The 24,415-nt window shown below is 45.9% G+C and carries 22 protein-coding genes; all 22 read right to left on the bottom strand.

What is annotated here, in order from left to right:
- Window positions 1–83: 83 nt before the first annotated feature.
- The 22 genes from S4054249_RS24215 to tssB all read right to left on the bottom strand — a co-directional run bounded on the left by S4054249_RS24215 (window position 84) and on the right by tssB (window position 24,415).
- Complete coding sequence (locus S4054249_RS24215; RefSeq protein ID WP_063881421.1) at window positions 84–533, bottom strand: hypothetical protein; 450 nt, start codon at window positions 531–533, stop codon at window positions 84–86.
- A 23-nt stretch (window positions 534–556) separates the two neighbouring features.
- Window positions 557–1,030, bottom strand: coding sequence for a hypothetical protein (locus S4054249_RS24210; RefSeq protein ID WP_069949115.1), 474 nt, complete (start codon window positions 1,028–1,030; stop codon window positions 557–559).
- Window positions 1,031–1,083: 53 nt separating this feature from the next.
- Window positions 1,084–1,968 carry a hypothetical protein gene (locus S4054249_RS24205; RefSeq protein WP_069949114.1) on the bottom strand — a complete coding sequence of 295 codons (885 nt, stop codon included), beginning with the start codon at window positions 1,966–1,968 and terminating at the stop codon, window positions 1,084–1,086.
- Between the two features lie 36 nt (window positions 1,969–2,004).
- Entirely contained in the window at window positions 2,005–2,451 is a 447-nt protein-coding gene (locus S4054249_RS24200) for a hypothetical protein (protein ID WP_235611273.1), read from the bottom strand.
- The gene (locus S4054249_RS24195) at window positions 2,441–2,839 is read right to left on the bottom strand and encodes a hypothetical protein (RefSeq protein WP_069949112.1); all 399 of its coding nucleotides are present in this window, start codon (window positions 2,837–2,839) and stop codon (window positions 2,441–2,443) included. Before S4054249_RS24195 ends, S4054249_RS24200 begins: the two co-directional genes overlap by 11 nt.
- Window positions 2,840–2,873: 34 nt before the next feature.
- Window positions 2,874–3,791 (bottom strand): hypothetical protein, encoded by a 918-nt coding sequence (locus tag S4054249_RS24190; protein ID WP_069949111.1) that lies wholly within the window; start codon window positions 3,789–3,791, stop codon window positions 2,874–2,876.
- A 57-nt stretch (window positions 3,792–3,848) separates the two neighbouring features.
- Window positions 3,849–7,664, bottom strand: coding sequence for a toxin VasX (locus tag S4054249_RS24185; RefSeq protein WP_069949110.1), 3,816 nt, complete (start codon window positions 7,662–7,664; stop codon window positions 3,849–3,851).
- Complete coding sequence (locus tag S4054249_RS24180) at window positions 7,661–8,683, bottom strand: PAAR-like domain-containing protein (RefSeq protein ID WP_046357738.1); 1,023 nt, start codon at window positions 8,681–8,683, stop codon at window positions 7,661–7,663. The genes S4054249_RS24185 and S4054249_RS24180 overlap by 4 nt, the downstream gene beginning before the upstream one ends.
- On the bottom strand, window positions 8,670–9,614 hold the full coding sequence (locus S4054249_RS24175) for a hypothetical protein (protein WP_046357737.1): 945 nt from the start codon (window positions 9,612–9,614) through the stop codon (window positions 8,670–8,672). The genes S4054249_RS24180 and S4054249_RS24175 overlap by 14 nt, the downstream gene beginning before the upstream one ends.
- Complete coding sequence (locus tag S4054249_RS24170) at window positions 9,611–10,657, bottom strand: DUF2169 domain-containing protein (RefSeq protein WP_052961111.1); 1,047 nt, start codon at window positions 10,655–10,657, stop codon at window positions 9,611–9,613. Before S4054249_RS24170 ends, S4054249_RS24175 begins: the two co-directional genes overlap by 4 nt.
- On the bottom strand, window positions 10,644–11,795 hold the full coding sequence (locus S4054249_RS24165; protein ID WP_046357736.1) for a hypothetical protein: 1,152 nt from the start codon (window positions 11,793–11,795) through the stop codon (window positions 10,644–10,646). The genes S4054249_RS24170 and S4054249_RS24165 overlap by 14 nt, the downstream gene beginning before the upstream one ends.
- 10 nt (window positions 11,796–11,805) lie before the next feature.
- On the bottom strand, window positions 11,806–12,228 hold the full coding sequence (locus S4054249_RS24160) for a hypothetical protein (protein ID WP_046357735.1): 423 nt from the start codon (window positions 12,226–12,228) through the stop codon (window positions 11,806–11,808).
- Between the two features lie 13 nt (window positions 12,229–12,241).
- Window positions 12,242–14,272, bottom strand: a complete 2,031-nt coding sequence (locus S4054249_RS24155) for a type VI secretion system Vgr family protein (RefSeq protein WP_046357734.1) — start codon at window positions 14,270–14,272, stop codon at window positions 12,242–12,244.
- Window positions 14,273–14,288: 16 nt separating this feature from the next.
- Window positions 14,289–17,006: a type VI secretion system ATPase TssH gene (gene tssH, locus S4054249_RS24150; RefSeq protein ID WP_046357733.1), complete on the bottom strand. Its 2,718-nt coding sequence runs from the start codon at window positions 17,004–17,006 to the stop codon at window positions 14,289–14,291.
- A 69-nt stretch (window positions 17,007–17,075) separates the two neighbouring features.
- Window positions 17,076–18,044 (bottom strand): type VI secretion system baseplate subunit TssG, encoded by a 969-nt coding sequence (tssG, locus tag S4054249_RS24145; RefSeq protein WP_039610627.1) that lies wholly within the window; start codon window positions 18,042–18,044, stop codon window positions 17,076–17,078.
- Window positions 18,045–18,046: 2 nt separating this feature from the next.
- Entirely contained in the window at window positions 18,047–19,771 is a 1,725-nt protein-coding gene (tssF, locus tag S4054249_RS24140) for a type VI secretion system baseplate subunit TssF (RefSeq protein ID WP_052961110.1), read from the bottom strand.
- Between the two features lie 2 nt (window positions 19,772–19,773).
- Entirely contained in the window at window positions 19,774–20,178 is a 405-nt protein-coding gene (gene tssE / locus S4054249_RS24135) for a type VI secretion system baseplate subunit TssE (RefSeq protein ID WP_039610626.1), read from the bottom strand.
- 63 nt (window positions 20,179–20,241) lie between these two features.
- A complete protein-coding gene (locus tag S4054249_RS24130) occupies window positions 20,242–20,727 on the bottom strand; it encodes an Hcp family type VI secretion system effector (protein ID WP_046357732.1) in 486 nt (161 codons plus the stop codon).
- A 234-nt stretch (window positions 20,728–20,961) separates the two neighbouring features.
- A complete protein-coding gene (locus tag S4054249_RS24125; protein ID WP_046357731.1) occupies window positions 20,962–21,354 on the bottom strand; it encodes a hypothetical protein in 393 nt (130 codons plus the stop codon).
- A 200-nt stretch (window positions 21,355–21,554) separates the two neighbouring features.
- Window positions 21,555–22,043 (bottom strand): hypothetical protein, encoded by a 489-nt coding sequence (locus S4054249_RS24120; RefSeq protein ID WP_230851946.1) that lies wholly within the window; start codon window positions 22,041–22,043, stop codon window positions 21,555–21,557.
- A gap of 308 nt (window positions 22,044–22,351) precedes the next feature.
- A complete protein-coding gene (gene tssC / locus S4054249_RS24115; RefSeq protein WP_039610624.1) occupies window positions 22,352–23,878 on the bottom strand; it encodes a type VI secretion system contractile sheath large subunit in 1,527 nt (508 codons plus the stop codon).
- A gap of 9 nt (window positions 23,879–23,887) precedes the next feature.
- Window positions 23,888–24,415 (bottom strand): type VI secretion system contractile sheath small subunit, encoded by a 528-nt coding sequence (tssB, locus tag S4054249_RS24110; protein WP_039610623.1) that lies wholly within the window; start codon window positions 24,413–24,415, stop codon window positions 23,888–23,890.

Below are 24,415 nucleotides of genomic sequence, written 5' to 3'. Positions count from 1 at the left end.
TTCCTTGATCTATAAAATACTACTGGTGCTTTTTCATTCAAAAAGCTTCTACTTTAGTTGAAGTGTATTTTTACGGTTTCTAACTACCAAACCTCAAATCGGTTTATCTGCTTATCCTCTGCATCCAAGTACTTTTTCATTGATTCAGGAAAAGGGCCTGTGCCCATGGCGTTTTTATTATCACGAAAATGCTCTTCTATGGTTGTGTGAACATCCATGTCTATCGGTTCATTAATATCCATAAACCTTACAATGCTGGCCCAATGCTCTTGCTCCATCCCACCAAATACCGTAATGGTTGGCCTAAACCAGTAGCGCTTAGGGTATTTGGTTAACACTAGACTGCCTGTGGCCATTTCTCCGCCGCCTCTTGCGGCTTGTACCACAGGACCTTCACATAGCTCTATGTCTTCAATTGGCACATAAAAACGTCGTCTCAGAAATGAAAAAGGCATACGCACCAATCCGGTGTGGCGATTAAATTCTATTTTATCTATCCATGCCCCCCACTCCCAAATTTTGTGAACCGCCATGGGACCTAATATACTTACGGGGATTAAATATGCGTACGAAAACTCCCAAAAAAAGACAACATTAACAACACTAAAAAAAGCATATAGACACATAAGATAAACCATAAAAAACAAAACCCACCCCAAAATGGTGCCCTGCGGATCCCAACAATTTGTCCATCGCACCAGCCAATGTGGTTATCTGTACCATGGTGCTCCCGCGATGAAAACGGCTTTTTAAATGGCTTAGCTTCTTTAAACTCACAGCCATTTAGTTGTGCAGCTTTTGCAAGGCGTTGCTCATATGTCTGATGATGAAGGTGGTCTTTTGAAAGCTCATCAAAAAATACCCCCTGTTTATCATATTTCTCTCGATTGCGACTTTTTCTCTCAAGCTCATCATAAGCAGCTCGCATATGACTCGGGGCATTCGCTTTCTCTTTTTCAAATTCTCGTCTCCGTCGCTCTTTTTTAGACAAACTTTCAGAAGAAGGTGAACCAACTTTTTTCACGTTCATGACATTCCTTGCTACAAACTCAATCCTTTTAGCTCGGCTTGACAGCAAAACCGCTACCAAACCTTCCACCGATTAATTTGCTTATCCTCTGGGTCAAAATACTTTTTCATTGACTCTGGAAACGGGCCTATGCCCATGGCATTTTTATCTCTTTTGTAATGCTCTTCGATCTCGGTGTGAACATGCCTATGAATCAACTCATCACTGTCCATAAATTTAAGAATGGCCGTCCAATGGTCTTTTTCCATCCCACCAAAAGTGGCAATGGTTGGTCGCCACCAAAATTTAGCTGGGTATTTAGTCAACACTAAACCACCCGTTCCCATTTCACCTCCTCCTCTCGCCGCTTGAATGATTGGCCCTTCACACATTTCAACATCTTCAATCGGGACATAAAATGGCCGTCGTAATAGTGTATGTGAGGTGCGTACAAGCCCGGTATGGCGGTTAAACTCAATCTTGTCTAACCAATCCAGCTGTTCCCATAACTTATAAGTCAGCCATGGGCCGATAAAGAATAATGCTATACTTGCCAACATCCACCAAGCGGGCCCTGTGATTAGTCCAACGATGAATAGGCCAAAACCACCCAAAAAGCCAAAAAGAGAAAGAAAAAAACAAACAAGCCAAATTCCGGGCGCTCTGCGCAAAGCCAACACTTGTCCATCACATTTACCGATATGATAATAACGATCTGTGTGTTCTCGCGATGCAAACTTTCGTTTAAAAGGTTTTGCCACTTTAAATTCACAGCCATTCAAGCAAGCTGCAAACGCCAATCGCTCCTCGTAACTTTTATGGTGTAAATGCTCCTTCGAAACATCAAAATAATAGATACCTTGATCTGTATATTTACTAATATTTTTCGCATATAACTTTATTTCTTTTGATTTTTCTAGCCGCCATTGTTCGAGCGACTCATCAGATTCTTCTTGCATATTCAACCCATTTGGCTCACTTTAACAATAATCTCACTACCACACCTTCCAGCGGCTTACTTGCTTGTCTTCTGGATCAATATACTTTTTCATCACTTCAGGAAAAGGGCCCGTACCCATAGCATTCTTATTTTTTTTATAGTGATCCTCTATTGAATCATGTACGTCTTCATGTATCGGCTCATTGATATCCATAAACTTCAAAATGGCTGTCCAATGATCTGTTTCCATCCCCCCAAAAGTGGCAATGGTTGGGCGCCACCAAAATTTAGCTGGGTACTTAGTCAATACTAAGCCACCCGTTCCCATTTCACTTCCCCCTCTCGCCGCCTGAATGATTGGCCCTTCACACATTTCAACATCTTCAATCGGGACATAAAATGGCCGTCGCAATAGTGTATGTGAGGTGCGCACAAGTCCGGTATGGCGGTTAAACTCAATCTTGTCTAACCAATCCAACTTTTTCCATAACTTATAAGTCAACCAAGGGCCGATAATAAATAATGCTATACCTGCCAGGATCCACCAAGCGGGCCCTGTAATTAGTCCAAAAACAAAAAAGCCAAATGCCGGGTGCTCTGCGCAAAGCCACCACTTGTCCATCACAATCGCCAATATGATGGAATTCATCAGTATGTTCTCTATCACTAAATGGTCTTTTGAAGGGTTTTGCTACTTTAAATCCACAACCATTAAGTTTTGCAGCCATAGCCAAACGGTCTTCATAGTTACTATGATGCAAATACTCTTTTGATAAATCTAAATAATAAAAGCCTAAATCTGTGTATTTTGAAACATTGCTACTTCTCAAGCGCATTGCTTCCAGCTGCTGCTCTCTAATCTCTTCTTCTGTTAGCGCTTCTTGGCTCATCTTCATCCTTAAATTTGTAAATCTCCGTTATTTGCTACCAAACATCCCTTCTGTTTACCTGCTTATCCTCTGCATCCAAGTACTTTTTCATTGATTCTGGAAACGGACCTGTGCCCATGGCATTTTTATTATCACGAAAATGGTCTTCAATTGTTCTATGTATATCCTCATGAATAGGCTGAGAAATATCCATAAACCTTACAATGCTGGCCCAATGCTCTTGCTCCATCCCACCAAATACCGTAATAGTTGGTCTAAACCAGTAACGCTTTGGATATTTGGTTAAAACTAGGCTGCCGGTGGCCATTTCTCCGCCGCCTCTTGCGGCTTGTACCACAGGGCCTTCACATAATTCTATGTCTTCAATTGGCACATAAAAACGTCGTCTCAGAAATGAAAAAGGCATACGCACCAATCCGGTGTGGCGATTAAATTCAATTTTATCTATCCATGCCCCCCACTCCCAGACTTTATAGACCGCCATGGGACCTAATATACTCACAGGGATTAAATATGCGTACGAAAATTCCCAAAAAAAGACAATATTAACAACACTAAAAAAAAGCATATAGACACATAAGATAAACCATAAAAAACAAAACCCGCCCCAAAATGGCGCTCTGCGGATCCCAACAACTTGTCCATCGCACCAGCCAATGTGATTATCTGTACCATGGTGCTCCCGCGATGAAAACGGCTTTTTAAATGGCTTAGCTTCTTTAAACCCACAGCCGTTTAACTGTGCAGCTTTTGCAAGGCGTTGCTCATATGTCTGATGATGGAGGTGGTCTTTTGGCACGTCTTCGTAAAAAACATTAGATCTTCGATAAGAAATACGATTCTTTCTCCTTAGTTCCAGTAACTCAAAAATTGCTTTCTCGTCACCTGTAGCATTTTTTTTCTGCTCTTCCATATCAGCTCTAATTTGCTCGATACTTTTTTTAGCACTCATAATTTACTTTGCCTTATTACCCCAGTTAATACTAATTTCACCTTAATCGAGAGAAAATCAATGTATGACTGGAAAGTCAGACATTAAAAATACCTTTTTAACATATATACCACCTTGAAACTCTTGAATTGGCTTTGGCTTGTCTCTTATCTGTTGCCACAAACTGTCGTATTCTTTTTTCATTCTTATAGGCAATGCATATTCTTGCTTAGTATGCTCTAGAATCTTGGCGCCTTTTCCATAAGGGAAAGTCACAAACTCTGCTTTAAATTCAATTTCTTGATTGTGTGCCAAACCGAGTACCTGTTCTAACTTGGTATATGTGGTGCTAAATTGCCATCCTGTTCTACCTGGAAAAATTTCTATTTCCGAGGTTAGCAAGCTAATTTGATGATCAGTTATGCGTTTAAATGTTTGCTCCCCTTGACTGATATTCCTCCAGTACATTCGGACATCAGCACCATTTTTTTTGTTTACCATGGGCGCAAAAAGCTGGTATTTGACTGTCCCAAAACTCGACGTCACTTTAAACTGTGGAGCATACAGGGCATTGTACAAATCATGGATAGCCAACTCGGGGTTATCCTTCCATAGTGATGCACGCATTGTAGACTGATTACCATCGTCATCTTTAAATCGGGTTTTATATGTCCCCCAATGGCAAGCTTCTAACCAGCCTTCAATTGGTGCTTCTGAAAACGCCCACACCACACCAGCGCCAATTAGCAATAGTAATAAACCTACAATTGCCAACGCAGGTGCTAACACAGCCACGGCAGCCCCTTGCAAACTGGTGGTAAAAACAGCCCCAATAGCAATAGCAGATGACAAAGTCATGCCCGCAAATCCTGTCATCATTAACCCATGGCCTATGGCCTGAGCGGTATCTCCTCTTCCAAGCGTCCCCCGCATGTTATAAAACGATACATAGGCGCTCACGGCACTGGCTAAAAATGTCGCGGCATTGCCAAGCAAACCAAAATACACTCCAAATTTCAGTTTTGAGACCAACCAAACACGCTTCTTGAAAGCGCTCGCTGGCACAGGCTTATTCCGAAGTACCGCATAACTTTGCTTAACTGATGGTAGCCCCATGCGCCTTTCAACCATATTCAGGCCAATATTCCCTCCAATATCTAGCGCATCTAGCCATGCAGATAAACGATCTAGGGGAGTTGATGAATCATCACTGAGTACATCGAATAAGTTCGCAGCCTCTAGGATACCTACAGCAGGAAGCACCCCCTTTAATAAACTATCAAACTTTTCAGGGTGAATATTCATTGAGGCCATTTTATTTAATGCACTATTATCGCTTTTTAAGCCTTTTAAGGACCATTCCGTCTCAAGTTTTTCTAGCTTTTTTTTGTCAATAGATTCGCTATCTTTGTCAATAGAATCTTCAAGCCCCTCAATGGCACTCACATCCAAAACTAATAACTTCTTTTTAAGGCTTGCTTGACCACTTTTCATTTCAGCTTGATGCCTCTCTATCGCATCAAGTATCTCATCTAATGCCCCATCAAGCGCTATCATTTGGTCAATTCTAGATTGCACGCTGTGCAACTTATTCATTTTTAAAGTAACCGTTGGCCTTCGAGTTTTTTGTTCCTTATATGCATCATCAAATCGCTCAGCCAAACGTCCAAGTTTTTCAATCCGCTCTTCTGCACGCTTTGCTCGGTCTGTAAAGTTTAAAGGAAGCTTTCCATCTGGCAGTTTATTTGAGTAATAATCACCTACATCAATCTCAATCTCTTGAAGCAGGTCACCAGTAGCGACTTTGGCTAAATGTCTGAATCGCACATATGGGCGCAAATGTACTTTGACATTCCTAAAATCAACTTTTTCATGCGGCATGCTGGCAATACGCATATTTTTTACACTTTGCTGTGCGCGAATAATTTGAGCCTGTGCTTTCGTATGACCATCGTGTAGCGCATCAAGTTCTTGTATTCTGTCTTGTAAATAAAGCTCTAGTTCCTGAGGGAATGCTTGACGACCTTTAATTCCCATAGCCTCTTCCAATGCTTCACGAACTTCATTGTGAGCACGCTTTATCTCATCAATTTCGCCATTCTTAGATTTAATGTCTTTTTTGAGTTCTTTTATTTCATTATCCAAATCTCTGATTTGGTCTTTTAATTTAGCCTCCTGTTCATTTCGATCTACTGTACGAGCTTTTAAATTCGTTCCAGCACCACCTACGGCAAAAAAACTTGCTGGCGCTGCGAAACTAATCGCCAGCACCCCCCAAATCATTTGCGAAGCACGGCGCCAAAATTCGCGCTGCTCGCCAGACATTAAGCCTTCGTCTATGTCTTGCTGAATTTGTTGCTGTAATTCAACTGAAAAAACCGTATCAAATGGGTCACTGCTTTCTCTGCGCGCGCACTCATAATCGCTCAATGCAGTGCCGGTCTTTTTCGGGTACATCAGTGCCGTCAGTTTTAAGCTGTTGGCTGCGTTTTCAGTATCTAGGGGATGCGTGCCCAGCACTTTTAACATCAGCTCTTGGCCCATGTCCTCTTCGTCTATTTGCTTGGCAGCCCTAAAATCTGAGTCATGTACTAAAAAGCTTTCAATTAAGGTTTTGGTGAGATCGGTGTAAGGCGCGGTGACATCGCTTATCAGCTCATACACAAAGTTTCGTCTTACATCTTCGTAATAGCCATAGTCCTTCACCGCTTGGTAAAAGCTCATTGGCTCGTCTTCGCGGGTGATATGGTCAAAGCCAAATGATTTTTGCACATTGATGGCGCGGGCAGAGGTCAGTGCCTGTTCGGTCTTTAAGTAGCGTCTAAACTCATACTTTGAAAAACCAGCGCGCACCCAGCTTTTGTAGTTTTGTGCCATGTCTTGCTCATGCTCAGAGACCGACATGCCAAGGTCCACTTTTTGCTGGGTGGTATTGGGAAACGCAAAAAACTGCGACTGAATGGTGGTCGCCAGCACATGTTTAGAAATGTTTTTTTGCTCTGGTGCAAAGTCTTCAAAATCATCTGGGGTGAGGGGCGCGCCTTTGATAGACTCCATCGACAATTGCTGGATGTTTTTACGCTCTGAGACGATTTCAGCGGCAAGATAACGGGCTACGCCGATTGGGTCTTTTAATACCGGGCGGTGCAGGCCATTTTTTGGCATACGCGGTAGCGGGATGTGCTGTGGCGCCTCATCATTGCTGTAGCCTTGTGCATAGTTACCCAATTTATCAAGCACTTGCATACGTTGTCTGCGGCGCTCGCTGGCGGCGTCATCATTGGTGCCCGGCTTTACGCTTGGCCCATAGTTTAAGCGCGGATCGTTTTCGCTCATGCCGCCAAAGGCTTCAATTTGCCGCCAGCACCACTGAGTTTCACTGAATGCAATTTCTACTCGGCATGGCTGACCATACAATTTATTGGGCACCAAAACTTGCTTGAGCTGCTCACCCGTTGCCACGCGCTCACCAACTTGGCCGTGCTCATCAATGCGCCACGCTTGCGGGCCTTTTTGGTACGCGAGGTTCACATCTTTAAAATAAGAAATGTCTTCTTCTTCGTGCTCTGTGACTTCCAGCTCGCGCCATAAGTGACCGTCCACATAAATGTATAAATATCCGGGTCTTAAGTTCGTTAGTTTGCGCTCAGCGGCGCCATCTGGGGTGCACTCACACAAGGGGTAAATGTACACCAACTCAACATCGGCGTTGTTATTGTTTTGTGTGGTGTTGGCAAAGCCCAGTGGAATTTTATAAAAACCGGTTTTAGCCTGATCTTCGCTGTAATCTTTGATCATCAATGAGACTTGCTCTGAGTCACTGGCATAGCCTTCAAACACCAATTCGCGATAAGCGCCTTGCTCATTGACGCTAGTGGGAGCTGTACTTGTCATCCGATCCTGATCCTTTCCTGTGAATTACTGACACCTGATACCACCAAGGTGATATTTTTATCGCCCTCTTGCGGTGCTTGAGTGGGGCGGTTTTCAACGCGCAGTCGCTGCACTGGCATACTCCCTGACTGCATTAATGGCGAAGGCGGGGTATTTTTGTTGTTCGATATCATGATATCCCCTTGGCGCACCGCTGGCTGGTTTTCAATAAACACATTGAATGAGCCCAACATAAACTCCGCTTTGCCTTCGGTTACACCGCTCATAATGCCTTTTTTGTCGCCGGGTTGATCGCCTGTACTCTCGGTAAATTCGCTATCTCTTGTCCCTGCTGGGTTACCGTTAATTTTCACTGAACTGGCGGTGTTGGTGATGTCATCGGTTTTTGCCACATTGCAATAGGGAATGGGCACCACGGGAATGCCTATGGTGGTTAAGCAAATATCCAAACTCATCAGTTTGCCTTTGCTTTCAACATGGACTGCGGAGCGGCCATTGATCAGTACATTTTTCCCACTGGCCATGCGCACTTGTTGCTCGTTTGCCTCTGTGTCTTTAGTTATCTCACTTTGCTCACCGGCCTCCCAGCCAAGTTCTTCGCTGGCAAGGCGCAATAAGGCATCGGCATCGTTCACAGGCTTGTTGACGTCCATGCCCGTTACAGGCTCGATGTGCGGCAAGATGGGCTGATTGGCTTCTTCATCCCATTCTGGGGGCGGAATAATGTAGTCGGGAATAAACTCTGTGATCAGGTCGCCCAAAGTATGGTCGCTGTATTTGGGCCTATCTATTTCGTCACGAAACGCGCTTTCGCCACTGCTTTTATCAGCAAATATCGCCACGCCACTGGCTTGGCCAAGTGCGCCATTGCGCTTTGCCGCTGCGGTTAAGCCCAGTAAAACAGGGTTGTTATGACGCCAAGTTTGGCTGCCGCCACTGCGCAGCTCTGCACTGATGGCATCAATGTCATATTGTACCGTTCCGGCTTGCTTTCCTTGGCCGGCATTAATGTAACTCATCATCACTCCTTGTCAGTTGCCAAAGTTGTGGTTGCGTGTGCTCAACTATCAACCACACTTTGGGGGATGTGTACTGAATGGGTAAATCTAAATAGGCAAAGCCAAGTACCAAAGCCATTAATGTTTGCGCGACCCCAGCATGACCACATAACCTGCCCGGCTCTTTTAATTTAATCAAAGAGGCGGGGTCGCTGCTGTCCGACTGCGTTGCTGCTTGGTACAGATGACAGCTGGCATCAAACCACATATTGTGCCACGCCTTGGTACTCGACATATTGGAAATATAAATGTCTTTTAGGCCTGCTTTGACTTGTTTTAACTGGCTTTTTAACGGGTTATTGCTGCTTTTTAAGCGCATGGCTTGTTTGTTTTTACCGAGCAGTAACGCACAGGCTCCTTCGCTCATGATCATGCCTTCAGTGCCATCTTGGCGCTGTAGCTTGTCTTGCCAATCACCGTCATACAAAATTTCATGGCCTGTACAGGCATCTGCCGCCACCACCACAGTGCCATCGGGCAGGGTTAAATCAATATCGTCACTTTGACTTATCAATACATCTTGTAACTCGCATTGCTGGCAAAGTGCGCTGAGGGCTTCATCATTGATTAACGGATCTGTGCCTTGCTGAGGGAGCACAAAATGAATACGGTTAGACCATGCGATGGCACCCGTTTTTTCTCCCCGCAGCAAAGCAGGGATAGCCAATCTTGTCATCAAGTCGCCCAGCATCAATTCAATACGGGCAGCGCGAGGTAAATTGGCCAAAGGTCCAAGCTTGGCGACAATGGCTTTCGCCATGCCTTCTTCTTCCTCTAGGTTACTGGTGGCGGTATAAGTCATGCCATTTTCAATGGCGCTATAAAACGCGCTTAAAGTTGTGCCCGACGTATTAATATGTCCTAAATAGCTAATGTAACGTTCGCTGCTCATACGCTTGACTCTGTTTCCGGCAGTGGTGCTTGCTCCGGCATGACTATCAAGGTATCCATTGGGTGGATCCCGTCTTGTTTCACCGTGGTGCGCCATAGCAAAGAAAACTGCTGAGTATGGGTGTCGAGAATTAAGCTATCACACACCATATTTAACGAGGTTTGCATGGCGCCACGCATCATCACCAACTCAGGTTTAATATAAGGCAACTCAAAGGTGACTTTTTGGCCATACGGCTGGCCCTTGGTTAAGCCACTCAGTGCGATTGTGGTATGTGGCTTTAAGGTGCAAGGCAAGCACTGATCCGCTGGTGCATAATTATGAAAATGCGCGCACAAGTCTTCACTATATGGATAGTCACCAGCGACCACAGCCTGAACATCTAACTCAGGTTGCAACTCCAAACGCGGTGACCAAAAATGCGGAATGGGTGCAAAGCTGGCCACCGGTGTGGTATCTCGCGGCTTTCTTAACACCTGATCGGCATACTCCACTTGCGGTAGTAGCAGCCCAATACCGTCTCGATTTCTGAGTTTAAAGCCACGGCCTATGGGGTTTGCTCTATCCATGATTTGTGGCTTATTGGGAACTTGCCCACCAAAAGCCAATGCATAGCTGAGCAGTGTAGGTTTGAGTGGCTGTAAATCTTTTGCTACTGCGCCAAATAAAGACCAACGCCAACGGCGCTCTCCAGTTACTCGCAAAGTTTTATTCATTAATACGCCATGCTCATTAATTAACTCGACGCTGACTTCCATCACATGCGCTGCGCGATCCGTTGGTGGAAAGCACGTCAAATGACCGTACCATTCAAACCCTTGCTTAAATGGCACCATATCATTGGCGGCAATCAACTCACAGAGTGCTCCCTCTCCTTGGTAGCCATCACCCATCGTGATGTCAGGACCCGAAGGCTCAACACTCACCTCGCCTTGATTGCTGTATTCAAAGTTTTGCTTTACCACCACCACGTAACATGGCTGAGAGTCTTTATCCCAGCTTGGAGCGATTTCAGCAAACCATGCTGAGTCATTCACTAACATCCGTTGTTCTCCTTTCTATAAACTGCCAGTGCCTTGGCGTACAGGGCAAAAAGTACAACATGGCGGCGATTTTGTTTTCGTACTTTGCAGCCGTCAGCCTTTGTGCCAATGTGCCCTTAAATTGCTTTATCAGCTGAGCATCCAAAGCCGCAAAGCTTTTTCCTTGCAGCACATAGTCGCCTTGCTCCAACAATATTGTCTGACGGCAAGTCTCAGCCTGTTTTACACACGGGATCTGTAAGCTTGTCTCAGGTTGTCCCTCCCCTTTTGCCAATCTGATGGCCGCCACCCACTTAAGTTCTTTATCTGTGAGTATTTGCCATGCCTGATAAGCAGGCTGACTCATAGGCTGCTTATCGAGCCAACTGACTAACAGTTTGAGCGTTTTTTTATGGGCAAAATGGCTAAGTACATGCGCACTGTGCAAGGGGTAATGCTCACAAAATGCCACACAGGCATCTTGCCAATCAGGCAGCTGTGCAATACCTACAAGACAAAGTAATTGCGCTTTATGCTCCGCCTCATCGGTAGCACTGAAAGTTTTTAATAACCGCGCAGCAAATTCATCATGCTCAAACAACCACATGTTGACTAACGCCGCATGAACAAACTCAAAGTTGTTGCTTGCAAGGGCTTGCTGAAGCTGTAAAGCATTTAACGGCTGGCCTGCAAACGCCAATCTCACCAGCCAAGGCTCTGGCGTTTCAATATTGGTCAGCATAGTCTGGCGCTCAGCGTCGCTAAAATCGCTCAGCCACGCTTGTGCACTCATTGCAAACAGCGCACTTGCGCCACTTTGGCGCCAAATGGGCAGATCTGTACTGGGCACCTTGGCCTCTACCAGCCACATCGCTAAAAAAGTATCTAGCCAAGGGGCTTGCTGCGCGTTCTGTGCATGCCAAGGCAGTAACGTCTGCCAATCCGCTTTAATCATTGCATTGAGCGCTTGCTCATCTAACCACTCAAACTCGCTGGGCTGTGCTTGCGCCAAAGTGTAAACATGGTTAACCAGAAAGTAGTGTAAGTCATCAAACCTTTGTTGACGCTCAATCCCTGACTTTTTAAGCTCGCAAAGCTGTCGCCACAACTTTTTTATCTGTTGCTTGTGAAGTGGCACCTTGGTGACTGCTGAAAACATACCTACCCTGCTAGTTCAATCTAATTGGCCAGCCTTGCAGGCTCAGATCTTTTTTGGTTTCAGCGGATAAGCTATCACCTTCCAGTAAAATCGAGCCATCACCATAAATCTCAATCGAGCCTTTGGGCGTTTTAATGCAAATGCTTTGGTCAGCTTTAATGCTCACTTTGCCTCGATTATCATCAAACTTGGCACATGGAAAACCGCCGCTGGTTGCCAGTTTGCCAATCACCACCGGCTCTTTAATGCTCAGTAACACCACTTGATCGCCTTTTTGAGCACGCGACACACTTTCCAGCTGACCCACCACATCGACCTCTCGGCCACTGTTAGCCAACATCACACTGACTATTTTGCCCACCTCATCCACCAGTAATACGCTGGCCACCAACTGACTGGCCGCAGGTAAATACGCCAAATTATGACTGTGCATTTCCCATCTCCTCTTAATTGTTCGCTAATGCATTGCCAGAAATAGAAATGTTGCGCGCGCTTAAGGTCAGGTTGGTGCCGTTAATGGTAATGTTGCCAGCCCCATCAATTTCGATGCTGCCACGCCCTTGCACCAATTGAATAGACCCTTGACCTTGCGTTGATAACGTCAGGTTATTACCACTGCTTAAGGTAATTTCACCGGCGTTTGCGCTCATTTCGATGTTGCCTTCCTGGCTGTGAACATTGATCTCTTGGGCTGCTTCCATACTCAATGCTTGTGTTGCTTCGAGGTCAATATCGCCATCCGTTGCTTGAATTTTAAAGTTTAAGTCCGCGGTTAAGCGGATCCCCCGCGCACCATGCAGTTCAAGTTCTGCATCTGTACTTTGAATCGCAATGCGATCTGCGGCTTTGACTGTTAGCTCGTCAGAGGCGGTGACATTGAGGTTGCCACCCGCTTGCATGGTCAGATCTTCTTGCGCCTGCAAGCGCATTTCTCCGCGACTAGATTGCAACATCACCTTTTCTTGTCCATCGGTTGCATCTAACAGCAGGCTATTGTCATCACTGGCCGTGGCCACTTTAATTTTGCGCTCTCCCTCTTTGTCACTCATCACCAGCGTATTGCCAGCACGGGTAACAATTTTGTTTTCATAGGGATTATTGCTGCTCACAGGGCTTGGGGCTTGGGCGTTATAAAGCGCGCCTAAGATCACCGGACGATCCAAGTCGCCATTTTCTCCACACACTAAGACCTCTGTGCCTTGGGTGAGCGGAAAATGCATGCCATGGCCTTGACCACCATAGGTTTGTGTTAATCGGGTTGGTCTGCTCTGCTGGCCTTCGCCATCTTGGTTAAAAGGCAGTTTGACTTGATATTGACCTGTCTCATCCACCTCTTGCTCAATGGTGGCGTTAAAGGTGGCAAAGACCCGTCTTTTTGGTCTGGGCTGGGCACAATAATCTTGCGCAATTGGCAGTAACACGGCCTGATTTTTATAAGTTAGCCCAGTGACTTTGCTGCCATATGCCACGCTGCCAGCCTGACAGCCTTGATGGGATACATGCGTCACTAGATATTCACCGGAATAACTGGGATGATCTGTGACGGTTAAGCATACGCCCGGGCGCAATGCACGGCAGTCCGTATCTGCGATCAGGGTTTCTCGCTGGCAATCTAGGCTGCGTTGATGCACTTCAGCTAAGTCATTGCCATCACCGTCACTGGCCAAGTTGTCACCAAAATGCGCGCTTTCGCCAAAGCCGCTGATGTCTGTTTTATTGCGGCTACTGCCCTGTATCTGGCCGCCACGCTCGTAATGGCTGTCGTAATAGCGCACTTGCTCGCTGAGCATGGTGGCTTTTTTAGAAAACGCGAACACGCTTTCGCATGTGCGCACCTGCCCGCTCGGTGAAACAAAAGGCAAGGTGATCTCTTTCAGCGGTCTGGCAAATTTATCGCTCGACTCGCAAATGGCCAGCTTGGCAATGCCATAGTCAGTTTCTCGCCAGCCGTATACATAGCCGTATCGGCGCATCAAACGAGTGATAAAGTCGTAATCACTTTCATCATATTGCACCACCATATCAAGCGTTGGGCCGCTGACTTGTAAGTCGAGCTGAGCCGATGGGAAATCACACTTTTGCAGCACGCTTTGGATGATCTGCCCGGGGTTCATATCGGTAAATATCCGGTTTGAACGGTGCTGCTTAAGCTTTGCAAGGCCTGATTGCAAAGTTAAGGTATACACATACCCCTGATGAGACTGACCATGGCAAATATAGTTGGTTAAAAATCCGGTCACGGTAAGATCTTCAGTGCTCCACGCAATGATCAAGCTGATGTCTTTGCCGATCAATACATCCGGCTCCACCAGCTCTTCGCTCAGTACTTGAATGTCAAATATGCAATCATCACACAAGGCATCAAGATCCGCTTGAAAGGATTGCACCTGAAACAGCGCATCACTCAGCCCCGCAATTGTCACCCCAAAGTGGCTTTCATCGGCGCCGGTCAGTTTTCCCGCATCTAGTCCAAACATGGTGCTGCTCCCTCAGTTAGGCCAGATCGGCAAATACAGCTTCAATTTGCCCGTCATCATTTAAGGTTAAAGTCAGCAGATCTGGCATATCTTCTTCGCTCAAAAAGCCTAAAATTGAGCGGGCAACACCCGGCAATATCTGCTGTTCTATGGTGGCATTAACTAAGCGAGCGCCGCTGTCAGACAGCGCACATTGCTTTGATAAATGGCTCAATACACTCTGATCAACCCGCAGTGTAATTTGATGGTTCTCACTTAAGCGTGCAGCCACTTTCTCAAGCTTTAAGGCGACAATATTCTCTAGTGCATCGCTGTCTAGCGGCTTAAATGGGATCACCTGCATACGCGCCAACAATGCAGGCGCAAAATGATTCAGTAGCTCAGGCTTAATCAAGTTATTTAGCTCAGATAGGCTTGGCATGGTCCAAGGCGTTTGCGCCTCTTCGTCGCAGCCCTCGTCAGCGGTTGGCGTCTCATCTGCTTGCTGGTTTAACAAACCTTGCGCCTCACTGATGGCTTTGGCTAACACGTCTTCGTCGTCTTGATTTGGCGCACGGCACGCCTTAGAGATTTGCTCAGCGGCGATGTTAGAGGTCATGATGATCACGGTATTTTTAAAGTCGATTTCTCGGCCTTCGCCGTCGCGCATCATGCCCAGCTCAAACACCTGATAAAACATGTTTAATACATCCGGGTGGGCTTTTTCGACTTCATCAAGTAGCACCACAGAATAAGGACGCTGGCGCACCGCTTCGGTCAACACACCGCCCTCACCATAGCCCACATAACCCGGTGGTGACCCCTTAAGCTGCGACACCGTATGTGACTCTTGGTATTCGCTCATATTGATGGTGGTTAAAAACTTATCACCGCCAAATAGCACATTGGCCAAATGTCGAGCGGTTTCTGTTTTACCCACCCCAGATGGACCACTGAATAAAAACACCCCAAGCGGGCCTGAAGATGCCGATACCCCAGCTTTGGCCACACGCAATGACTGCGCCAGCGCACTTAGCCCTTGCTCTTGGCCTACCACCTGCGCACCTAAGCTTTGCTCAAGCGCAAGGAGGTTTTGCAGCTCATCTTTGACCATATTACCCACGGGGATCCCTGTCCAGTTAGCAATCACTTGTGCCACGGTATCTTGATCAACTTCGCAAAAGACTGCATTGCCCTCTTCGTTTAACGATTTCAATTGGCGGCGATATTCTGGCAATTGGCTTTGCTGTGCACTGGCAATCGAGGCATGGGTGTCTAGTTGCTCAGCGCGGCGCGCTTGCATTGCAGCGAGCTCTGATTGCGCTTGGTCAAGTTCAGCGGCTAACTCTGCACTGACCACATCGCTCTCAATGCCCAGCTCTGCCTCTTGCTCTAATCGCGCCAAACGCTCGGTTAAATAGGTGACGCGCTCTTGGGCATTTTCGATGATCACAGGAGAGGTGGCGGCGCCCATTCTCACTGCTGCCGCCGCAGTGTCGAGCACATCAATGGCTTTGTCTGGCAACTGTCTGCCCGTGATATATCGCGCCGATAAACTCACTGCCGCTTCAATGGCGCTGTCGGTAATATGAATTTGATGGTGTTGCTCGTACTTTTCTTTAATGCCACTCAACATCAGTTTGGCATTGTGCTCGCTGGGCTCGTCGACTTTAATCAACTGAAAGCGTCTTTCAAGGGCAGCATCGCGCTCAAAATACTGTTTGTACTCGCTCCAAGTGGTGGCCGCCAGTGTACGCAGCTCGCCTCGCGCCAGTGCGGGTTTCAGTAAGTTCGCTGCATCGCCCATACCGGCATCGCCACCAGCACCGATCAAGGTATGCGCTTCATCAATAAAGAGAATAATGGGCGTGCTGGATGACTTCACATCGTCAATCACTTGCTTTAAACGGCGTTCAAACTCGCCTTTTACCCCAGCGCCCGCTTGCAGCAAGCCCATATCTAACACCATGATCCGCACACTCACCAATTCATCTGGCACCGTTTTGGCAACGATGCGCTGTGCAAGGCCTTCCACCACCGCCGTTTTGCCAACCCCTGGGTCGCCGACAAAAATCGGGTTATTCTTGCGCCTTCTACACAATACATCGATTGCCAAACGGATCTCTTCGCTGCGTCCAAGTACCGGATCAATGCCGCCACTGGCCGCTTTTTCAGTTAGGTCTTCACAAAATGAGTCCAATGCCGTTTGCTCTGCATCTTGGCCATTTTGCAGCAACGTGCTCGCTCTGCCCGACTCCACAGGTTGAAACGCCATGCGCTCAGTCGAGCCTTTACAAATTTTATCGAGATTGTCTTTTAAAAAGTGAATATCGAGCTTATCAAGCTCTCGCGCCAACCCAAATGCAGGGCTAAATGGAACGAGATCTTTAAACGCATCAAGCAAGGCAGCCCCAGTGATCCACTCACTGCGGTGCTTCACATTGGCAGTGAGCCAAGCACGCTCTAATAATTCATATAAACGACGGGAAAACACAGGTTTGCCCTGATTGGCTGCGTCTTGTTGATTAATAAAGTTCAGCGCTTCGTGCCACAGAGTATCTTGGTCAATTTCAAAAAAAGGCAGAATTTTAGCCACATCACCTTCGTGGTGATCTTCCATCAGCTTAAGCAGTAGATGTTCAGGCAAGACTTCATAGTGCTGGCGGCTAGCTGCAAAGCCTGCCGCTGCTTCAAGCGCGCTTGCGGTATGTGCGTTTAATTTATCAATAAGTTGCTTAATGCCTGTCGCGTCCATTTTATTTCCTTGCGATTTAAAATTATTCTGACTCTTTCCTACTTCAGAGCGCGCTCTGAAGACGCCTATTTATGACTGATAATCACTGTCTAAAAAGTTTCTTTGCGCAATGTGCGCTTCTACAATGCCCATACAACTGCTGGTGCCAAGCTCACATTCCCCCAAGGGCACTGGATGCTGCTCTTTCACCTCAATTAAAATTTTGACCTGCCATGCCATTTTGCTGCCGGTATGCCACGTCAGTAACTTATGCATTTTTTTCCCTTCGTCGCCATTGGGAAACAACGCGCGAGCCTGCGCTTCACTCAGCGGACCTATGTCAATTTGCACACGATTGCCTGTGATCAATACCTGCCCGCCCAGCAAGCTGTCTTGGCCTAATGTGACGCTATTCTCAGCGCTGATAGGCGGTTTTTCTGTGACTTCTTGCCACTCCACCATGTTGTCAGCAATTTGCAAATTCGGCTGTTTTAGCCCTTGGCGCAGCACTTGTTGCAAGCCCGCCGCACTGGTTTGATTAGCGCTGGCCAAGTTGAGTTTGCTGCTTTCGCCTTGGCTATTTTCATAAATCGCCGCCACCATTTGGTCAAACTGACGCGCGCCGACGCCCGCTAAATTGATCTGTGATTTTTTCCATGCTTGGTACAATTGGCAGTACAAAATATGATTAAAAATATCTAAAAATGCCCGTGTACGTGCGCCCATTTCTTCATCGTTTGCGGCCTGCTCAAGCAAATAATGGGGCATGGGCGCATCCACGCCATACAAGCCTAAAAATGCGGTTTCTAGCTTCAGCTTACCGCGCTGGCTGAGCAGCAACTCACAAGCGCGAATATCCGATGCTGGAAAGCCTAACTCTTTGAAGGTGCTCACCAGTACACGTTGGCTTGCGCCTTGCTCTAACTCCCCCTCCATCGCCCAATGCTTTTCGATTAACGACATGGCTTTAAACAAACTAAATTGCCATGGCGCGTCCAGCAATGCGGCGATCGGAGCGGGCAGTTTGGCCCAAATTGGGTGCTTTTTTTGCTCTGTCATGGCTATATCTGATAACTCTCGCCGGAACTTATCTGCCAACACCAAGTGTGGTAGCTAGGTACGCATGTCACCTTGGTTTGCAAACACTCGTTAATGGGCGCATAAAGCTTAAAAAACTGATGCAATACATCACAAAAATGATATGCATCTGACAAGCACACAAACTGCTTTTCATTGATGGTCAAATGAATTTCCAGCCCTTTCACAAACACCCCTTTTTGCAGCATGGAAATTGGCTTTGAGTGGGCATCAACAATACTGGTGATCCGACTTTGGTTTTCTGAGCGCCCTGACCAATCAAACAGCGCTAAGAGTTTTTTTAATTGGATCGGATCGGCAAGTTGAGAAAAGCGCATATTCAATAGGCCAATCAACAGCCAGTGTTTTTGCTGCTTGGGACAGTGCAGCATCTTACTTGGGCGGATCACATTTTTCATCGTCAGCGCAAAAGGGGCATTGGCTTTGGGAACATGAATGTCGCCCTCTTTTAACAGTTGCCTTGGCCACACGGCATTGTGTGCAAGGGTGCTCGCTGACAGCGTTTGCACAGCATCAATATCATCCATTGAGATCTGCACATACACCTTGGGGGCAGCGCCCCCCGTGTCTTTGGATACCAAGCTGTAAAGGTGCTTCTCGTCTTCAAATACACTGGTATAACGAGACTGAAAATCAACGCTCTCTCCTGAGCTGCGGTTTTTCCCCTTGAGCTCGGTGACCTCAAAGCAAAATGCCTCTGCGGACTTTTCTTGTATTGGGGTAATAGGGTATTCGGTTTGATTATCTAAGCAGCGCATTGGCTCTGCGTCACACGCAAACAAATTGACTGCGGGCACACAGTTGAGCATGATATTTTCATGGCTGACTTTATGCCCAGGTGGCAGCTTCACTTGGCTGGTGATCTCAATATCGAGGGTGTTGAGATTGGCGTCAAACTTCAAAAGATGGAAGTTGTTTAGCTCTACAAAATAAAAGCGCTCACGACTATTAAAGTAATCAAGCAGTAGCGCGTAGCCCGGATGGCACTGATCGCTGTTGGGTAAGATACCAAACTCGCCATGACCAAAGGCACTGCTCACCGATGACTTAGGGAGCAGCTGGGTGAGTTTGTCAAAGTGGCTGCCATAACTGACTTCAATGTGTTCACTGGCGTTGGTCATTAGGTGATATAAGCTGGCACACAGTGGCGTGTCACCACACAAGTAAAACCGCAAAGATTTTAACTCATAGTCACTGACCACACCTTGGCCCAAGCGCTTGAGCTTTAAACTTAATTTGGCGCCACTGTGAAACTCCTGATAATCCACCGCATAGACTTCAAACGGGGCAATCGGTGTATCTGTCGATGTGGTAAAGTGGCATACCACTGGGGTGGTTTTATCCCCATGGGAGCTAATTTGCGTACCCGATTCGACCGTTGTGGCCCCTTGCATCGTCATCTTAGGGGTAAATTGCATAATGGTCGTGGACGGATAATTACTCAGCATCAGCGGACACACTTGTCGCAATACTTGCTCAGAGACTTCTGGCAATGACTCATCAAGGCGCTTTTGCGTATATGCCGTCATATAGGCAACGCCTTCTAATAAGCGCTCAACATGCGGATCGCGGTCTTTGAGCGCATCAATGTTAAGCTGCCCCGCATGCTCTGGATATTGCTGAGCGAACTCCTTGCCAGCTTGTGTTAAGAGACGCATTTGCGCATCAAAATACTGTTGCATATCCATGTTTATTCGTCCTTGATCTGAGTATCTACATCGGCTTTGCCGCCTGATGCAAAACGGGTATTCAGTCGAATGATCTCACCGCTTTTTAGCTCTGCACGAATATCAAAGCGGATCACGCAATTATGTTCTTTAATCTCCACAGGGCGTACAACAATATTGGCAATACGTGGCTCGTATTTTTCTATGGTTTTTTTTACTTCGTTGGCCAACGTATGTTGTGAATAAGGCAGTCCTTCGTAAATATCTTCTACATCGGGTAAACCATAATCTTCTAAATGCCCCAACACACCGCGCCGTGCATTGAGCAACTGCGTTAGATGTTCACACACGCTCAATGAGCGCGTCGCTGTTTTATTGGGGTTATATGCTTGTTGTTGAGACTGCGCCAACAGATCAAATAAAGCCATATTGCGTCACCATGGAGTTGTTTAAAAAGAGGCAAAGCACTGCTTTGCCTCTGATGAGTGGTCTTAACGACCCTCAGTCCAAGAATCAGAAAACTCAATGTTTCCGTCTAGGTAAGTCCAGGTGATACGCTTATAACGCATGTTCACTGTTTCAAGATGCGGATAACGCTCTTTGTCCAGATCTTTTACGTTGTGCATGGTTGGCGTAATAGATGTGATCTTTACATCTTCAAGCGTGTGGCGGAAATACTCGCGCTCAGTACCAGTGTCATCAATACGGTACCACTTAAGCTCTAATTGCTTTAGTGTTTGACCATTTGAACACGCTTTGTACAAATACGGTGTAGATGCATCCACAGCTTTTGTGATGATGAAAGGTTCGTGCTTACGAGTCCCTGTTAGCTCTCCTGTGTCATTGTCCGTTGGGATACGGAGTTCATGGTCAAAGTGTAAAATTTCAATTGACCCTTCACGCTCAGCCACAGTGACTGAACCTTTTACTTCATTCCCTTGGTCATCCTTTAACCACAAATACGCTGGAATTGCCATTTCTATATTCTCCTTTTAATATAAGTTGTTTCCTGATAATTAATGGCATCGCTCTAACACCGCCTCGGCTGTGTTAGATCCCAAAAAAAGCGCCACGCTTCATGCCAATTTGGGAACATGTCCTGGGTTGGTTGCCGCCAACCCAGGGCAATCTTTCAATACTTTATAAATCCGTTTATTTCATTAGCGGCCTAACGCACACCAAGCTGTAATGGCTTATACAATCAACTTTATTCATGTCTTCGCTGTATCACTTACAAAAGCGCCATACTTGAGTACAGGCAAAGAAAATAAAATTAAAATCCAAATTATATTCCCCATAAATAACATTTCAGATGAGGTATAACCGCCCAAGTAAAACTCGTTTAATAAACAAAAAACATTAACAAACCACCACAATAAAACTATCAAAAGCCACACTTTTTGACTTAGAACGCGCACTTGTAAAATCAGAAAAATATTTGCAGCTAAGACTAAAAAGTCAGTTACCAAAAGAAAACTCTGCATAAATGAAGTACTCGCTTCATAAAAAGCCGAGCTTTGATTTTCGTATATTGAAAACAAGGTCACAGCCACTTGCACCACACAAATAATTTTCCAAATAAAATGATCTGCTTTTATATTCATCGATACACCAATTAGCGCAGCTAGCCATGCGCATCACCGCTTGCTATTTCTTCTTTTTATATGCAGTGTGTCCAAACTAATAAGGCATAACTCAACTCTGAATTTGTATACACAATCACTTTTACAGATGCCCCTTCTATACAAACTGAAAAGCATACTCTGAGCTGATTTCAAGCATCTCAGAGTAATATCCACCTCTTTTACAAATCACCACGTAATTCCATCACTAGCGTGGCCACGTCAAATGGCACTTTTAGTACATCCAGCTGTAAAAAGTGCTGCTGGACCTCTTCTGGCAGCTGTTTAAATTCTAATTCCCCTTGTACCTCCTCTTTTAAGGAGTCAGTGACAAAACTTCCAACGGTAAGTTTTTCATCATTACTGACAAGGGAGTTATAAAACTCAACCGCGCTTAAAAAACGAATATATTCGTCTTTCATGCAATGATTAAGTGCCACGTAATGCAAATAATTTACTGCATTTACAACTAATTCTGTTTCAAGCCCACCTACCTCTAGCTGTTTTGGCCTAACTCGTGGAGTATGTTCAAAACACGTTTCCATTGCCTTGGTATAGGAGATAGTTGTTTCCTGTAATTTATTTTTTGCAAAAAGCATCTCGGGTGTTACGGTTTCTGCTGACAAACTCAGCGAAAAAAACAACACTAATAAGTAATAAAGTTTATTCATTCCGGCACCCATTTATTAATACTTTCCAACATTCTCTTTATGTGCGAGTTAGCATTCTTATGATGCACTACATGAGAGTGTCGCTTTCTGTAAGCTGCTTTCCTTTGGTACAAGATCTAAAGCTTTAGCCTTATACACCTATCACTATTCTTCGTTATCCCTCTAACCTATTTAAGGTTTTCAAAAACTGTCCTCGTAATCACCGACCTATTTATATTTGAGCAACCATACTTTTATTTTTAAGGTGACTTGAGGAGAAGGCAGGTTTCCCCGCCTTAAATACGCTTCACTGAACTCATGTCTGGTTTTCATTTCTCACCAGGCATTTGCCCCACCAGAGCTAGGCGTACATCAATGCCTTCAACTTGGAAATGCGGCACCACATAAGTGCTGACTCGGTAATAGCCTGGGTTACCCGGGATCTCCGCAACATTGACCTCAGCATCTTTCAATGGGTGTGTCGCTATCAACGACTCATCAGGGTTGTTCATCTTAGTCACTAAGGCACCCAACCAATCATTGAGCTGCTGCTCAAGCTCATGTCTTGGCTTGCTCGAGCCGATGTTTTCGCGCTGCAATACTTTCATGTAATGGGCAATGCGCGACACCAAGTAGATGTATGGCAAACGTGAGTTAATGCGGGCGTTTGCAGAGGCTTCTGGCGTTTCATAAATTTGTGGCTTTTGCGCGCTGTTTGCCGAAAAGAAACACGCAAAGTCTGAGTTTTTATAGTAACTCAGAGGGATGAAGCCCTGATTCGCAAATTCCAGCTCCTTGGTTTCGGAGATCAGGACTTCTGTTGGGATCTTGGTTTCTTGACCACGGCCCGCTTCAAATGAATGCAGTGGTAAATTCTCTACGCGTCCACCTGATTGCGGCCCGCGAATGTTCACTGACCAGCCATTTTCGTGGAAGCTGCGGATCACATTGGCTGCAAAGGCAAATGTCGCATTACCCCACAAATAACGCTCATGATCTTCACTGGTCACTTCTTCTTGGTAATTAAAGTTACGAATTGGGTTTAAATCCCCATAGGGTAAGCGCAGTAAAAATCTCGGGAACGCAAGGCCGATGTAACGTGAGTCTTCAGACTCTCTGAAGTTTTTCCAGCGCTGGAACTCAGCACGTTCCATGTAAGAGCGTAAATCTTGGATCTTAGAGACTTCTTCCAGTGAATCTTTCAAGAAAAACTTCGAGCCAACACTGGCTAAAAATGGGCAATGTGCGGCCGCAGACACGCGCGAGATCTCTTGTAAAAGGGAGACATCCGGTGCCGAGCAGTCAAATTCAAAGTTAGACACCATGGTTGAAATTGGCTCGCCCCCCGGCGTGTCATATTCAGCCGTGTAGACCTGTTTGTATAACACAGACTGTGTGGTATCTGGGGACTCTTCAAAGTCATCACGCAAGGTTTCTTTGTCTACATCTAACAGCTCAACTTTAACGTTGGCGTTGTTAGGACAGCGATTAATCAAATAGCGTAAAGAGCGCCATGCCGATTCAACTTTTTGAAAGTTCTCATGGTGTAAAATCTCATCTAACTGCTCTGAAATAATGCGGTCAACTTTGGCAATGTAATCATCCAATAGCAGCTTATCGATGCGGGATACTTGCTGGCCATCTGAGCTTGCCATGTCTAAAAAGACGTTGATAGCCGCGGTTAAACGCTCATTGGTATTGGTTTCAGCCAAGTTGTTCGCATCTCTGAATGTATCTATGCTGATCTCACTGCCGACCGGATCAATATCCACTAAGTCACAAATGGCCTCATACGTAGAAACCGCTTCGATTTCTTCTGCGCGTGCAGCCACATTTAGGTTTTCTTGCATATTCATAGGGTGTCCTTACTCCTGCGGTTGCTTAGGCTGCTTGTCTTGTTCAGAGGCAAGCGGTGCCAGCTCATCCAATTTCGCCTTGAGTTCATCGAGTTCAGGTTTGCTCTGTAAGATGCGCTCTAACTCTTTTCTCAATGATGAGTTATCCAATAGGTTTGATTTCAAATCCCGTAACAAGTTACGCATCGACATCATTTTGTTGAGCTCAGGTACCTGTGCGGCAACCTGCTCTGGGTCAAAAGATTTAAACTCGTCAAACTTTAAGTTCACGCTGATATCGCCATCGCCTGCAATGCGGTTGCGCACCTGAAATTGCGCCTTGGGCGAGATATCTTTGAGTACTTGTTCGAGGTTATTTTTGTCGATCGAAATACGTTCACGTTCAGCTAAGTCTGCGTCGTTTTGACCATTTGAATAGTCACCAACGACCAGCACTTTCATTGGCAGCTCACTTTTTTGTGTGGCGCCATCCGTGTCCAGCTCTAGCGCGATATTGATCCGCGCTCTGGGTATTTCTTTTTGAAATGTATCTGTCAT

The sequence above is a fragment of the Pseudoalteromonas luteoviolacea genome (genome assembly GCF_001750165.1).
In the GTDB taxonomy this organism is placed as follows: Bacteria; Pseudomonadota; Gammaproteobacteria; order Enterobacterales; family Alteromonadaceae; genus Pseudoalteromonas; species Pseudoalteromonas luteoviolacea_G.
Note: the sequence above shows the minus strand (reverse complement) of the source record. Positions and strands in the feature narration are given on the sequence as shown.

Bases quoted from the DNA above. Each gene is read 5' to 3' on its own strand.
- S4054249_RS24215 (WP_063881421.1), bottom strand. From the start codon at position 533: ATGGCGGTTCACAAAATTTGGGAGTGGGGGGCATGGATAGATAAAATA.
- S4054249_RS24210 (WP_069949115.1), bottom strand. From the start codon at position 1,030: ATGAACGTGAAAAAAGTTGGTTCACCTTCTTCTGAAAGTTTGTCTAAA.
- S4054249_RS24205 (WP_069949114.1), bottom strand. From the start codon at position 1,968: ATGCAAGAAGAATCTGATGAGTCGCTCGAACAATGGCGGCTAGAAAAA.
- S4054249_RS24195 (WP_069949112.1), bottom strand. From the start codon at position 2,839: ATGAGCCAAGAAGCGCTAACAGAAGAAGAGATTAGAGAGCAGCAGCTG.
- S4054249_RS24190 (WP_069949111.1), bottom strand. From the start codon at position 3,791: ATGAGTGCTAAAAAAAGTATCGAGCAAATTAGAGCTGATATGGAAGAG.
- S4054249_RS24185 (WP_069949110.1), bottom strand. From the start codon at position 7,664: ATGACAAGTACAGCTCCCACTAGCGTCAATGAGCAAGGCGCTTATCGC.
- S4054249_RS24180 (WP_046357738.1), bottom strand. From the start codon at position 8,683: ATGAGTTACATTAATGCCGGCCAAGGAAAGCAAGCCGGAACGGTACAA.
- S4054249_RS24175 (WP_046357737.1), bottom strand. From the start codon at position 9,614: ATGAGCAGCGAACGTTACATTAGCTATTTAGGACATATTAATACGTCG.
- S4054249_RS24170 (WP_052961111.1), bottom strand. From the start codon at position 10,657: ATGTTAGTGAATGACTCAGCATGGTTTGCTGAAATCGCTCCAAGCTGG.
- S4054249_RS24165 (WP_046357736.1), bottom strand. From the start codon at position 11,795: ATGTTTTCAGCAGTCACCAAGGTGCCACTTCACAAGCAACAGATAAAA.
- S4054249_RS24160 (WP_046357735.1), bottom strand. From the start codon at position 12,228: ATGCACAGTCATAATTTGGCGTATTTACCTGCGGCCAGTCAGTTGGTG.
- S4054249_RS24155 (WP_046357734.1), bottom strand. From the start codon at position 14,272: ATGTTTGGACTAGATGCGGGAAAACTGACCGGCGCCGATGAAAGCCAC.
- tssH (WP_046357733.1), bottom strand. From the start codon at position 17,006: ATGGACGCGACAGGCATTAAGCAACTTATTGATAAATTAAACGCACAT.
- tssG (WP_039610627.1), bottom strand. From the start codon at position 18,044: ATGACAGAGCAAAAAAAGCACCCAATTTGGGCCAAACTGCCCGCTCCG.
- tssF (WP_052961110.1), bottom strand. From the start codon at position 19,771: ATGGATATGCAACAGTATTTTGATGCGCAAATGCGTCTCTTAACACAA.
- tssE (WP_039610626.1), bottom strand. From the start codon at position 20,178: ATGGCTTTATTTGATCTGTTGGCGCAGTCTCAACAACAAGCATATAAC.
- S4054249_RS24130 (WP_046357732.1), bottom strand. From the start codon at position 20,727: ATGGCAATTCCAGCGTATTTGTGGTTAAAGGATGACCAAGGGAATGAA.
- S4054249_RS24125 (WP_046357731.1), bottom strand. From the start codon at position 21,354: ATGAATATAAAAGCAGATCATTTTATTTGGAAAATTATTTGTGTGGTG.
- S4054249_RS24120 (WP_230851946.1), bottom strand. From the start codon at position 22,043: ATGAATAAACTTTATTACTTATTAGTGTTGTTTTTTTCGCTGAGTTTG.
- tssC (WP_039610624.1), bottom strand. From the start codon at position 23,878: ATGAATATGCAAGAAAACCTAAATGTGGCTGCACGCGCAGAAGAAATC.
- tssB (WP_039610623.1), bottom strand. From the start codon at position 24,415: ATGACAGATACATTTCAAAAAGAAATACCCAGAGCGCGGATCAATATC.